This window comes from Kribbella sp. NPDC050281, from assembly GCF_040655855.1.
In the GTDB taxonomy this organism is placed as follows: domain Bacteria; phylum Actinomycetota; class Actinomycetes; order Propionibacteriales; family Kribbellaceae; genus Kribbella.
This window is the reverse complement of sequence record NZ_JBFAKS010000009.1, coordinates 104470-117196: the sequence shown is the minus strand read 5'-3', so window position 1 is coordinate 117196 and position 12727 is coordinate 104470. Positions and strand designations below refer to the sequence as shown.

The following is a 12727-nucleotide window of genomic DNA, read 5'->3' as shown; positions in this document are numbered from 1 at the left end:
CGATGCATTTTGCCGAAGGCGCGGCGGCACGGAACCTCTGAGCATGGAGAGAGGTCGGCTGGGTGGGGTAGCGATGATGCTCGGAAGCGGGCTGTCGACTCAGGTGGGTGCGTCGGTCGCCGCGCTCGCGTTTCCCGTCATCGGACCGGTCAGCGTGGTGGCTGTCCGGCAGTGGATGGCCGGGGCGGTGCTGCTCGCGGTCGGGCGACCGAAGCTGCGGGCGATCACCAGGCGGCAATGGCGTGCGGTGCTGGCGCTGGCCGCCGTGTTCGCGGTGATGAACCTGTCGCTTTACACGGCGATCGACCGGATCGGCCTCGGGCTGGCCGTGACGCTGGAGTTCCTGGGGCCGTTGGCGGTCGCGTTGATCGGGTCGCGGCGGATAGTCGATCTGCTGTGTGCGCTGACTGCCGCACCCGCGGTCCTGCTGCTGACCCGGCCGCAGGCGACGTCGGACTACGTCGGCATCGGACTCGGATTGCTCGCGGCTGTCTGCTGGGCCTGCTACATCCTGCTGAACGGGGTCGTCGGGCGCGAGCTGCCAGGCGCGACCGGATCGGCCGCGGCAGCAGGTGTGTCCGCTCTGGTGTACGTCCCGATCGGTGCGTTCGTGCTCTGGCAGCACCCACCGACGGTTGCGGCGGTGTCATACGCGCTGGTCGCCGGGGTGCTGTCGTCGGCGGTCCCGTTCCTGGTGGACCTGCTGACGCTGCGCCGGGTGCCGGCTCAGTTCTTCGGCGTCTTCATGAGCGTGAACCCGGTGCTGGCCGCCCTGGTCGGCCTGGTCGTACTCGATCAGCACCTCGGCCCGATCGACTGGATCGCGATCGCGGTGATCGTGACCGCGAACGCCGTCGCGATCCTGATCCGGCCGTTTGACCCCGCCGTCCGGAAGGGTGTCCGCTGACGGGGAGTGACGGTCTCCTCCCAGCAGAGTAAGGAATGCAATTGCGTAAGGTGGCGGCCCTCGCGGCGGTAATGACCCTGGGTGTCGGCGCGCTGACGGCGTGCTCGGGTGGCGACTACTGCAGCGAGCTCCAGAACTACGCCGAGGCGGCCAAGAACCTCGACATCAAGGACTCCGAGGCGGTCGGCAAGATGCTCGACGAGGCGAAGAAGGTGTCCAAGTCGGCGCCGGACGATCTGAAGGACGACTGGAAGATCGTGCTCGACTACGCCGAGAAGGCCCAGGACGCGAACGGCGACATGGACAAGCTGACCGAGCTGGCCAAGAGCGACGGCGAGAAGATCACCCCCGCGATGGAGGCGATCGGCAAGCAGGCCAAGGACACCTGCAAGGTCACCATCGACGGCTGACCCGCCAGGACGGCGGCCGTCCCCGCCGTCCTCTTCCGCGCCGTCCTGTTCCGCGCCGTCCGGTCCGCGCGGCTGCGGAAAGTATTCGTTTCTGATAATTTGATCACCGCCGGTAGCCTCGGCAGGCATGAAGCGCACCCTCGCCCTGGCCGCCACCGTCATCGCCGGTACCGCCACGCTGACCGCCTGCACCGAGGAGCAGGCCTACTGCGTCGACCTCGCCGGGTACGCCGCCAACGCGGTGAACGTCGACCCGCAGAAGCCGGCCGACTACGTGAAGATCCTCGAGGACGCCAAGAAGCTGCGCGAGTCTGCCCCCGCGGACGTGAAGGACGACTGGGGCGTCGTGGTCGGCTTCGCCGAGAAGGCTCAGAAGGCGGGCTCGGACCGGGTCGAACTGGCTCGGCTGAGCAAGGAGACCGGCACCGTCATGACGGCGTACAAGGCGATCAGCACGCACGCGAAGGACTCCTGCAAGGTCGACGTCCCGGCGCTGAACTGACCCTCTGATCGGTCCAATCCGCCGCCGGGCCGGTGACTGTGCGCGCAGGGGGCCTTGACATGCCCCGATTGGGCGCTGGAGGCGCCCGTGGCCGTGTTAGGTTCCCTTGCGAAGCCACACAACGGGACAGGTGAAACGGTGCCACTTCCTTCTTTGACCCCGGAGCAGCGAGCGGCGGCTCTGGACAAGGCCGCGGCGGCGCGGCGTGAACGAGCCGAGATCAAGAACCGGATCCGGCATTCGGGAGCGTCTCCGACGGAGGTGCTCCACGAGGGACAGACGAACGACGTGATCGGCAAGATGCGGGTGAGCGCGCTGCTGCAGTGCATCCCCGGTGTGGGCAAGGTCCGCGCCCAGCAGATCATGGAGCGGGCGGGGATCTCGGAGACGCGGCGGGTGCGCGGCCTCGGCTCGAACCAGATCGCCGCGCTCGAGCGCGAATTCGCCGAGTGAGCCGAACCGAAGTTCTCCCCGGCTCGTTGGACACTGGTGTGACGATGACCACGCACCCGAGGAACCAGACAGACAACCCGGCCGGCTCCGGCCGGGCCGGCAGGTCGACGACCGGGGGAGCTGTGCTGACCGTACTGGCCGGGCCGACGGCGGTCGGGAAGGGCACGGTGGCCGCCGACGTCCGGGAGCGCTACCCGGACATCTGGATCTCCGTTTCGGCCACGACCCGCAAGCCCCGGCCGAACGAGGTGCACGGCGTGCACTACCTGTTCGTGTCCGACGCCGAGTTCGACCGGATGATCGCCGACGGTGAGTTGCTGGAGTGGGCGGTGGTGCACAAGGCGGCCCGCTACGGCACCCCGAAGCAGCCGGTGCTGGACAAACTGGCCGAGGGCCGCCCGGCCCTGCTCGAGATCGACCTGCAGGGTGCCCGCCAGGTCCGCGAGTCGATGCCGGAGGCGCAGTTCGTCTTCCTGGCCCCGCCGAGCTGGGACGAACTGGTCCGGCGCCTGGTCTTCCGCGGCACCGAGACTCCGGAGGAGCGGGAGCGCCGGCTCGAGACCGCGACCGTCGAACTGGCCGCCGAGAAGGAGTTCGACGCGACGATCGTGAACGCGTCGGTTCGGGAAGCCGCTGATCAGTTGGTAAAGTTGATTCGATCACCCTCCATCTCTGGAAAGAGCTGACCTTGTCTGGCAACCAGCCCGTCGCCATCGGCATCACGTCGCCGCCGATCGACGACCTGCTCACCCGCACCGACTCCAAGTACAAGCTGGTGCTGTACTCGGCCAAGCGGGCGCGGCAGATCAACGCCTACTACTCGCAGCTGGGCGAAGGCCTGCTCGAGTACGTCGGTCCGCTGGTCGAGACCCACGTTCAGGAGAAGCCGCTCTCGATCGCGATGCGCGAGATCAACGAGGGCGTTCTGACCTGCACCGACATCGACCCCGAGGCCGAGGCGGAAGCCGCCGCCGCGGAGAAGTCCGAGTAGTTCTCGGGCGATGGCGACCGGGTCCGCCGGCGTGGGCCGGCCGAATGTAGTGCTCGGAGTCGGCGGCGGTATCGCTGCGTACAAGGTCTGTGACCTGCTGCGACGGCTGACCGAGTCCGGGCACAGTGTGCGGGTGGTCCCGACCGCGGGTGCGCTGGAGTTCGTCGGTGCGGCGACCTGGGCCGCACTGTCCGGTCAGCCGGTGACGGCCGATCCGTTCGACAACGTGCATGAGGTTCCGCACGTCCGGATCGGCAAGGCCGCCGAGCTCGTCGTGGTCGCTCCGGCCACCGCCAACCTGATCGCCAAGGCCGCCCACGGCCTGGCCGACGACCTGCTCACCAACACGCTGCTGACCGCGCGCTGCCCGATCCTGTTCGCGGCCGCGATGCACACCGAGATGTGGGAGCACCCGGCCACTCAGGCGAACGTCGCCACCCTGCGGTCCCGTGGCATCACCGTGCTCGACCCGGCCGTCGGCCGGCTCACCGGCACGGACACCGGCCGCGGCCGGTTGCCCGAGCCGTCGGAGATCTTCGCGATCAGCCAGTTGATGCTCGCCGACGAGGCCGCCCGCGCCGCCGGTCATGAGGTCGCCGACCTCACCGGCAAGCACGTCCTGGTCAGCGCCGGCGGGACCCGCGAACACCTCGACCCGGTCCGCTACCTCGGCAACTCCTCGTCCGGCAAGCAGGGCTACGCCCTGGCCCGCATCGCCGCCGCGCGCGGCGCCAAGGTCACGCTGGTCGCGGCGAACTCCGAGCTGCCCGATCCGGCTGGCGTCCAGGTCGTCCCGGTCGTCAGCACCGGCGATCTGTACGACGAGATCACTGGTCGCGCCGCGGACGCGGACGCGATCGTGATGGCGGCCGCCCCGGCCGACTTCCGTCCGGCCGAGGTCGCCGAGCACAAGATCAAGAAGACCGAGGACGGTGCGGTCCCCGCGATCAACCTGGTGCAGAACGTGGACATCCTGCAGACGGTCTCGCACGACCGCCGCCGGGCGAACCAGGTGATTGTCGGCTTCGGCGCCGAGACCGGCGACGCGGAGCACTCGGTGCTGGAGCTCGGTCGCGCCAAGCTGGAGCGCAAGGGCTGCGACCTGCTGGTCGTCAACGACGTCTCCGGCGGCAAGGTCTTCGGCAGCGACCTGAACGACGCCGTCATCCTCGACCGCGACGGCGGCGCCCTCCCGTTCCCGTCCGGCAGCAAAGACGCGCTGGCCGGAGTGATCTGGAACCTGGTCGCGGCTCACTGGAAGTAGAGGACAGGACCTGTCCGCTTCGGCGGTTAGCGTCGGGGTATGGAGATCAGCTGGCAGGCCGTCGTCGCCCGGCGGATGAAGCGACACCACCTGACCGACCCCGGTGCCACTCCGGTCGACGTCGTACGGGCGATGTGTGGGGCGCATGCCCAGGTGTTGTCGGCGGGGGAGATGTCCGTGGCTCTCCGGCTCGCGGATGCCACCCGGGAGACGGTGCAGCAGGCCGACGGACTCGTGAAGACGTTCGGGCCACGCGGGACCGTGCATCTCCTGCCGCTCGACGATCTCCCGATGTGGACCGGGGCGCTCTCCGCTCTGCCGACCGGGCTCGCGCCGCCCTTCATGCGGATGACTCCGGAGCAGACCGCGGAAGTCATCGCCGCCATCGGTGAAGCGCTCGCTCACGACGACCTGACCGTCGACGAACTCTCTGACGAGGTCGTACGGCGTACTGGGTCCTGGGCGGGTGACCTGGTGATGCCGGCGTTCCAGGGCTACTGGCCACGGTGGCGGCAGGCGATCTCGGTCGCGGCCAACGCCGGCGTCCTCTGCTACGGACCCAACCGCGGCCGCAAGACGACGTACTCGAACCCGCACCGCTTCCAGCCGTTCGAGCCGATGAACGGCGACGCAGCGCTCACCGAGCTTCTCCACCGCTACCTGCACTCCTACGGACCCGCGACGCCGCAGCAGTTCGCCCGCTGGCTCAACACGACGCCGACCTTCGTCAAGCCGTACTTCGCCGGCCTCCCGCAGGTGCAGCTCGACGGCCAGCCCGCCTGGCACGCACCAGGCGACGGTGACTTCGACGACGAGCCGCCGCGAGGCGTCAGGCTGCTGCCGTACTTCGATGCGTACGGCGTCGGCAGCTACCCGAGAGAGCTGTTGTTCCCGGGCAAGGCCTTCACCCGGGCACTCGCCCGCGGGCAGGCCGGCAACTACCCGCTTGTGCTGATCGACGGCATCGTCGCGGGCGTCTGGCACCACAAGAAGGCCGGCCGGACGGTGCACGTCACCGTCGAGGCGCTCACCTCCCTCAACCGCACGCGACGCCGGCAGCTCGAAGCCGAGGTGGACCGGTCGGCTGCGATCCTGGCCTGCACACCGTCGCTCACCGTGGGCGACGTCGCGGTCGGTCCGCACGCCTGAAACCCGACCCTCTGTCCACGATATGGCCGCGAATCCCGTATAGTGGAGGAATTCGGAGGGTCGCCGGGACGCGGGCCGAAACTGCTGGCATACTTCCCAAGATGCATCGCCAACCGTCGGTGCATTTGGGGGGATCGCGCGGCTGCCGCAGACAGCCGCGTGGCACAAGAGGAATCCGAGGGAGAACTGTGGCGAGGCGCCTTTTCACGTCCGAGTCCGTGACCGAAGGTCACCCGGACAAGATCGCTGACCAGATCAGCGACTCCATTCTCGATGCCCTGCTGGCCGAGGACCCGCGCAGCCGGGTCGCGGTGGAGACCTTGATCACCACCGGGCTGGTCGTGGTCGCGGGTGAGGTCACTACGGCGGCGTACGTCGACATTCCGGGGATCGTGCGGGCACGCATCCTCGAGATCGGGTACGACTCGTCGCTGAAGGGCTTCGACGGCGCGTCCTGTGGGGTGCAGGTCGCCATCGGCAGTCAGTCGCCCGACATCGCCCAGGGTGTCGACACGGCGTACGAGACGCGCTCGGACGCGTCGGAGGACGCGCTGGACCTGCAGGGGGCGGGCGACCAGGGCCTGATGTTCGGCTACGCGTCGAACGAGACGCCCGAGTTGATGCCGCTGCCGATCACCATCGCGCACCGGCTGTCCGAGCGGCTGTCCGAGGCCCGCAAGGACGGCACGCTGGCCTACCTGAGGCCGGACGGCAAGACCCAGGTCACGGTCGAGTACGACGGTGACAAGGCGGTCCGGATCGACACCGTGGTGGTGTCCAGCCAGCACGCGGCCGACATCAGCCTGGACTCGATGCTGACGCCGGACATCAAGAAGCACGTGGTCGACCCGGTGCTCGAGCAGTTCGACATCGACTCGGCCGGCTACAAGCTGCTGGTGAACCCGACCGGCCGGTTCGAGGTCGGCGGCCCGATGGGTGACGCCGGGCTGACCGGCCGCAAGATCATCATCGACACCTACGGCGGGATGGCGCGGCACGGTGGTGGCGCGTTCTCCGGCAAGGACCCGTCGAAGGTGGACCGTTCCGCGGCGTACGCGATGCGCTGGGTGGCGAAGAACATCGTCGCCGCCGGGCTGGCCGACCGGGTCGAGTGCCAGGTCGCGTACGCGATCGGCAAGGCCGCGCCGGTCGGTTTCTACGTCGACACCTTCGGCACCGAGTCCGTGCCGGTGGACAAGATCGCCGACGCGGTCCGCGAGGTGTTCGACCTGCGTCCGGCCGCGATCATCCGCGACCTGGACCTGCTCCGGCCGATCTACGCCCAGACCGCCCGCAACGGCCACTTCGGCCGCACCGGCGCGGACTTCACCTGGGAGCGGACCGACCGGGTCGAGGCGCTGAAGGCCGCGATCAACAAGTAGTTGTCCACAGGGGGACGGCAGTGCTCACGCGCACTGTCGTCCCACCGGACTAGAGTTTCCCGGTGACATCGAACGGGGACTCGCCGGAGCAGCTGACACTGCTGCGGGATACCGTTCGCAAGTCCCGGACCAAGGAGCCGGCCGGCATCACCGAGACGTTGCCGGTGGCCCGGATCGCGGTCGATGTGTCGCTGCCCCATCTGGACCGGCCGTTCGACTATCTCGTGCCCGAGGATCTGGCCGCGGCGGCGCAGCCCGGTGCCCGGGTGAAGGTGCGCTTCGCCGGCAAGGACCTGGACGGGTTCGTGCTGGAGCGGCTGGAGTCGTCCGACCATGAGGGCAAGCTCGTCCGGATCCGGAAGGTCGTGTCGCCCGAGCAGGTGCTGACGCCGGAGATCGCCGACCTCTGCCGCGCGGTCGCCGATCGGTACGCCGGAGTGTTCGCGGACGTGACGCGGTTGGCGGTGCCGCCCCGCCACGCGAAGGTCGAGGGCGAGGCGCTGCGATGCAACCAGCCCGCGCCGCCACCGGTGTCCACCTCGCGCTCCGAATGGTCGCAGTACCCGGCTGGGTTCCTGGACGCGATCGCGCGATCGGAGTCGCCGCGTGCGATCTGGACCGCCGTGCCTGGGGCTGATTGGCCGCTCGCGTTCGCCCAGGCCGCGGCTGTGTGTGCGGCGTCGGGGCGGGGTGCGTTGCTGTTGGCGCCGGATGCGCGCGATCTCGAGCGGTTGGCCGCGGCGTGTACGGCGGTGCTCGGGGAGGCGGGGTTCGTCACACTGTCGGCGGATCTCGGGCCGACCGCTCGCTACCGCGCCTTCCTCGCGGCGTTGCGGGGGTGTGCACGGGTGGTGATCGGGACGCGGGCGGCCGCGTTCGCACCGGTGGCGGACCTTGGGCTGGTCGCGTTGTGGGACGACGGTGACGACTCGTACGCCGAGCCGCGGGCGCCGTACCCGCATGCTCGTGAGGTGTTGATGCTGCGGGCGTTCCGGCAGAAGTGTGCGGCGTTGGTCGGTGGGTTCGCGCGGTCGGTGGACTCGGCGGCGCTGATCGAGTCAGGCTTCGCGCACGAGCTGATCGCGGACCGGAGTGTGATCCGGGCGGCGGCTCCGGCGGTGCACATCGCGGGGGAGTCGGACACGGATCTGGCCCGCGACCCGGCCGCCCGCGCGGCGCGGCTGCCGCATCGGGCCTTCGAGATCGCCCGGGAGGGGCTGCGGTCCGGGCCGGTGCTGGTGCAGGTTCCGCGGGCCGGGTATCTACCGAGCCTGGTGTGTCAGACGTGCCGAGCGCCGTCGCGGTGTTCGACGTGCGGCGGGACATTGCGTCGTACCGGGGGACCCGGACCGGCGAGTTGCAGTATCTGCGGACGGCCCGCGGCCGACCACCGTTGCCCGGAGTGTGGTGACACCCGCATGCGCGCCGCCGTCGTGGGAGCCCGTCGTACGGCGGAGGAGTTGGGGCGAGCCTTTCCCGGAGTGGTGGTTCGTACGTCGGGGGGCGACAACGTGCTGGACGTCGTGCCGGACAAACCGGCGCTCATCGTCAGTACGCCGGGCGCGGAACCGGTCGCGGAGGGGGGCTACAGCGCGGCGCTGCTGCTCGACACGTGGCTGATGCTCGCCCGCCCGGATCTGCGCGCGCCGGAGGAAGCAGTACGGCGGTGGTTCAACGCGGCGGCTCTGGTCCGGCCCGCCCGCGATGGCGGCACAGTCATCCTCGTCGGTGAGCCGTCGGCGCTCCCGCTGCAGGCAGTCGTCCGTTGGAGCCCAGAAGGCTTTGCCACGCGCGAGATCGAGGAGCGCCGGGCCGCGCGTCTCGCGCCCGCTGCGAAGCTCGCCGAACTCACCGGACCCGCCGACGCGGTCGCCGACCTCATCACTCGGCTGCGCCCGCTGCTACCAACCACGGCCGGCCTCGAGGTCCTAGGCCCTGTCGACGTCGACGACGAGACTGTCCGAGCGGTGGTCCGTACGCCGCGATCGGCTGGAACCGCCCTCGCGCGCTCGCTCAAGGAAGCCCAGTCCGCGCGCACGACGAAGAAGAACCCCGGCTCCGTCCGAATCCAGGTGGACCCGCCCAGCTTTGGTTAGGCCGTGCCTTAGGCGGTGGACGCCAGGGGAGTGGCGGCGGTCAGGAGTTGGCTGCCGAGGGAGGTGCGGTAGTAGAGCACGGTCCGGCCGTCGCGGCGCGAATCGACCACACCGGCGTTCCGCAGGATGCCGAGGTGCACGCTCAACGTCGGCGCGGACACCCCGAGCTGATGGGCCAGATGCGTCGTCGACATCGGCAGATCCAGGTGACTCACGATCGCGGCCCGGGTCCGCCCGACCAGGTCGGCGAGCGGCGAGTCGGCCGTCTCCAGCCGGTCCTCCCAAAGTCGCCCGAGACCGCGCGGCGGGTACGTGATCGTCGGCACGTGCGGCGCCGCGGTCACCGCCAGCGCGGCCGGCCAGTTGAACACGCACGGCACCAGCAGCACACCCTGGCCGGTCATTGGCTCGCCGTGGCAGCAGAACGGCCGCTCTATCACGATCCGATCGCCGGTGAAGCGGACGGACGGATGCAGGCTCCGGAACAGCCGCTCCAGCCCACCACTGGCCAGCTCGTCCAGCCGGAAGGCCAGATCCTCCTGCAGCAGCGACCGCATCCGCCGCCAGTCGGGCTCGATCGCACGCCGCCAGTACGTCTCCAGCGACGAGGTGATCAGCTCCAGCGCCTTGGCCGGGTGGGCGATCAGGTCCGGCAGCAGGGGATGCGGATTGTCTGCCTGCACGTGGCCGATCTCGTTGACCACCAGATGGTGTGGCGTGGCGGCGATCGTGGCCAGGCCCGACTCCAGGCTGGTCGACCGGCGGGGTGGCGCCGGCGTCATGAAGTCGGGGATGTAGCCGACCGGCGGAATGAGTGCCCTCAGCAACGTCAGATCCGGGCCCTCGATGATCGGCCGCACCTTCTGCAGCCACGGCCCGTGCACACTGCGCGCGGTGTTGTTGCTGAGCGCCCGAACACTGGTCACTGCCTCCCACACCGGTGAGAGCGCGAACCGGATCCGGCCGACGTCGCCGGCGTTCAGGCTGATCGTGATCACCCGAGCAGGCTACCCCTCGATTAGGCCTGTGCCTAATGTTCGACACCGCCCGAGCTCACCGGGAGAGTTGTCACCATGAGTGCTGTCGCCGTCGAGTCCCCTGCGCCCGCCGCCCTGCCGAGGGCTTTCTGGGCACTCTGGGTCTGCCAGCTCGTCAACCGGCTCGGCAGCTTCGTGCAGCCGTTCCTGGTCCTCTACCTGACCCACGACCGCCACCTGTCGGCCGGTACGGCGGGTGCCGTCGCGGCCGCGGTCGGAGCCGGTAGCGTCGCCGCCCAGCTCAGCGGTGGCTGGCTGGCGGACCGGGTCGGGCGCCGCCTGACCATGCTGACCTGCTTTTTCGGCACCGGCGCCGCCCTGATCCTGCTCGGCTCGGCCCGGTCGATGGCGATGATCTGGGTGACCGCCTTCCTGGTCGGCCTGCTCGGCGACCTGTTCCGTCCGGCCGTCCAGGCGACCGTGGCCGACCTGCTCGAACCGGGCGAACGCGTTCGGGCGTACGGCCTGCTGTTCTGGGCGATCAACCTCGGCTTCTCGGTGTCCACCGTGAGCGCGGGCGTGCTGGCCTCGGTCGGCTACGGCCTGCTGTTCTGGCTGAACGCCGGTACCTCGGTGATCGCGGGTCTGGTGATCTGGGCGATGGTGCCGGAGAGCCGACCGACACCTGAGGCCGGCGTACCGCGCCGGCCGCTACTCCCGGTGGTACTGCGAGACACCGTGTTCCTGCTGATGATCCTGCTCCAGATCGGCTACGCGACCATCTACATGCAGGGCTATTCGACGCTCCCGCTGGCGATGGCGGGCGACGGACTGCCGTCCTCGACGTACGGGTTGGTGATCGCGCTGAGCGGCGTGGTGATCGTGCTGATCCAGCCGTTCCTCGGCAAGTGGCTGGTGCGGATCGACCGGCCGAAGCTGCTCGCGGCGTCGATGCTCGTGGTCGGTCTCGGGTTCGGGATCGGTGCCGTCGTCCACACCTGGTGGGGTTACGGGCTGTCGGTCGTGGTCTGGACGGTCGGCGAGATCGGCTTCGCGGCAGTCATCGGTGCCGTGTTCGCCGACCTCGCTCCGATCGACCTGCGGGGCCGCTACATGGGTCTGGCCGGGATGGCCTTCGGAGTCGGCACGGTGATCGGCCCTCTGACCGGGACCAATGCCCTCGAGCACTTCGGACCGACTGTTACCTGGCTGGGCTGCGCCGTACTCGGCGTGGTGATCTTCATCGGGCAGTACTCGCTGGCGCCGGCGCTGCATGCGCGGGCTGCCGCGAACGCGGCGACCGCATGAGGTGAGCCGTGACCACGGTCGCGGCGATGACCGCGGTCGCGATCCAGAAGGCTCGGTGCGGTGTCGCCGGGTGGTGCAGGAACACTGTGCCCAGGCCGGCGACGCCGAGCGTCCCGCCGAACTGCTGGACCGCGTTCAGCAGGCCCGCCGCTGACCCGGTCTCGTGCGGCTGAACCCGCTGGAGCGCTTCGGTGAAGAATGCGGTTGTAAACAATCCGACACCGGCGCCGCCGAGGGCGAGCCCGGGGAGCAGCCGGTAGTTGGCGATGACGATGCCGACCAGCAGTACGCCGAGACCGACGTACATGAGCCGTGAACCGAAGCGGCCGATCAGCCACTGACCGGCGATCCACGCGGTGATGCCGGTCGCCGCCGACCACGGCAGCAACGCGAGGCTCGAGCGCATGACGCCGTGATGGAGCGTTAGTTGCTGATGTAGTACGACGACCAGAGTGAGGCCGCTCATCACCGCGAAGAACAACGTTGAGGTGACGAGGGCTGCGCCGAAGCCTCGGTGGGTGAACAGACTCAGCTCGATCAGGCGGCCGCGGCTGTAGCGCTGATGCAGTAGGCACACGCCGAGCAGTGCGGCACCGGCGGGGAGCAGGTACCAGTTCTGCGACTGCAGGATCGGGTAGACGACGAGCGCCGTACCCGCGGTGAGCAAGACGGTGCCGACGAGGTCGACGGCAGGTCGATGCGGCGACTTGGACTCGGGAAGTAGATGCGCGAGCCCGAGGACGGCGAGGCCCAGGGGGACGTTGACGAGGAACACGGCCCGCCATGACGTGGCCTCGGTGATCAAGCCGCCGAGCAGCGGACCGGAAATGCCGGCAAGGCCCATCACCGGGCCGATGGTGCCGAGAGCCTTGGGCAACTCCGGTCCCTCGAAGCTGGATCTGATCAATCCGATTGTCTGCGGGATGATCAGCGCGGCCGCCACGCCCTGCACGACCCGCGCTCCGATGAGTACGCCGGGCTGTGTCGCCAGGGCGCACGTGCTCGACGCCATCACGAAGCCCGTGACCCCGATCCGGAACATCCGCCGCCGGCCGAAGACGTCGCCGAGGCGGCCGCCGGTGATCAGTAGCGCGGCGAACGGCAGGGTGTAGGCCGCGCTGAACCAGGGGATGTCGGACGCTCGGCCGCCGAGGTCGGCGTGGATCACCGGCGCCGCGACCTGGACGATCGTCGCGTCCAGCAGATTCATTGCCTCGGCTACCAGTAGGGCGATCAGCCCGATCCATCGTTTCTGCATGCGCCAACTGTCAACGGCAGTGGCTTGGTA

13 protein-coding genes are annotated in these 12727 nt (G+C 69.4%); 11 read left to right on the top strand and 2 right to left on the bottom strand.

Translation table 11 applies throughout. The annotated features are described in order from the left end of the window. Positions 1-43 precede the first annotated feature (43 nt). From AB0I34_RS12355 to AB0I34_RS12310, 10 genes are all read left to right on the top strand, one after another. Positions 44-907: an EamA family transporter gene (locus tag AB0I34_RS12355; protein ID WP_360443793.1), complete on the top strand. Its 864-nt coding sequence runs from the start codon at positions 44-46 to the stop codon at positions 905-907. Between the two features lie 50 nt (positions 908-957). Continuing rightward, positions 958-1317, top strand: a complete 360-nt coding sequence (locus AB0I34_RS12350) for a hypothetical protein (protein WP_360444090.1) — start codon at positions 958-960, stop codon at positions 1315-1317. A 127-nt stretch (positions 1318-1444) separates the two neighbouring features. Next, a complete protein-coding gene (locus tag AB0I34_RS12345) occupies positions 1445-1819 on the top strand; it encodes a hypothetical protein (protein WP_360443790.1) in 375 nt (124 codons plus the stop codon). Between the two features lie 138 nt (positions 1820-1957). Continuing rightward, complete coding sequence (mihF, locus tag AB0I34_RS12340; RefSeq protein ID WP_132320042.1) at positions 1958-2272, top strand: integration host factor, actinobacterial type; 315 nt, start codon at positions 1958-1960, stop codon at positions 2270-2272. 44 nt (positions 2273-2316) lie between these two features. Next, positions 2317-2958: a guanylate kinase gene (gene gmk, locus AB0I34_RS12335; RefSeq protein WP_360443786.1), complete on the top strand. Its 642-nt coding sequence runs from the start codon at positions 2317-2319 to the stop codon at positions 2956-2958. Between the two features lie 2 nt (positions 2959-2960). Further along, positions 2961-3263, top strand: coding sequence for a DNA-directed RNA polymerase subunit omega (rpoZ, locus tag AB0I34_RS12330; protein WP_130388473.1), 303 nt, complete (start codon positions 2961-2963; stop codon positions 3261-3263). A gap of 10 nt (positions 3264-3273) precedes the next feature. Beyond that, the gene (gene coaBC, locus AB0I34_RS12325) at positions 3274-4527 is read left to right on the top strand and encodes a bifunctional phosphopantothenoylcysteine decarboxylase/phosphopantothenate--cysteine ligase CoaBC (protein ID WP_360443781.1); all 1254 of its coding nucleotides are present in this window, start codon (positions 3274-3276) and stop codon (positions 4525-4527) included. A 39-nt stretch (positions 4528-4566) separates the two neighbouring features. Further along, positions 4567-5676, top strand: a complete 1110-nt coding sequence (locus tag AB0I34_RS12320) for a winged helix DNA-binding domain-containing protein (protein ID WP_360443778.1) — start codon at positions 4567-4569, stop codon at positions 5674-5676. A 188-nt stretch (positions 5677-5864) separates the two neighbouring features. Continuing rightward, positions 5865-7058 carry a methionine adenosyltransferase gene (metK, locus tag AB0I34_RS12315; protein WP_360443775.1) on the top strand — a complete coding sequence of 398 codons (1194 nt, stop codon included), beginning with the start codon at positions 5865-5867 and terminating at the stop codon, positions 7056-7058. A gap of 62 nt (positions 7059-7120) precedes the next feature. Further along, positions 7121-9154 carry a primosomal protein N' gene (locus AB0I34_RS12310; RefSeq protein ID WP_360443772.1) on the top strand — a complete coding sequence of 678 codons (2034 nt, stop codon included), beginning with the start codon at positions 7121-7123 and terminating at the stop codon, positions 9152-9154. A gap of 8 nt (positions 9155-9162) precedes the next feature. On the opposite strand, the gene AB0I34_RS12305 is transcribed toward AB0I34_RS12310, so the two are convergent. Continuing rightward, positions 9163-10152 carry a helix-turn-helix domain-containing protein gene (locus AB0I34_RS12305; protein WP_360443769.1) on the bottom strand — a complete coding sequence of 330 codons (990 nt, stop codon included), beginning with the start codon at positions 10150-10152 and terminating at the stop codon, positions 9163-9165. Between the two features lie 75 nt (positions 10153-10227). On the opposite strand from AB0I34_RS12305, the gene AB0I34_RS12300 reads away from it, so the two are divergent. Next, positions 10228-11439 (top strand): MFS transporter, encoded by a 1212-nt coding sequence (locus AB0I34_RS12300; protein ID WP_360443766.1) that lies wholly within the window; start codon positions 10228-10230, stop codon positions 11437-11439. Here the strand turns inward: AB0I34_RS12300 and AB0I34_RS12295 are convergent. After that, the gene (locus AB0I34_RS12295) at positions 11372-12697 is read right to left on the bottom strand and encodes an MFS transporter (RefSeq protein ID WP_360443763.1); all 1326 of its coding nucleotides are present in this window, start codon (positions 12695-12697) and stop codon (positions 11372-11374) included. The two genes, AB0I34_RS12300 and AB0I34_RS12295, sit on opposite strands and share 68 nt — an antisense overlap. Positions 12698-12727 lie beyond the last annotated feature (30 nt).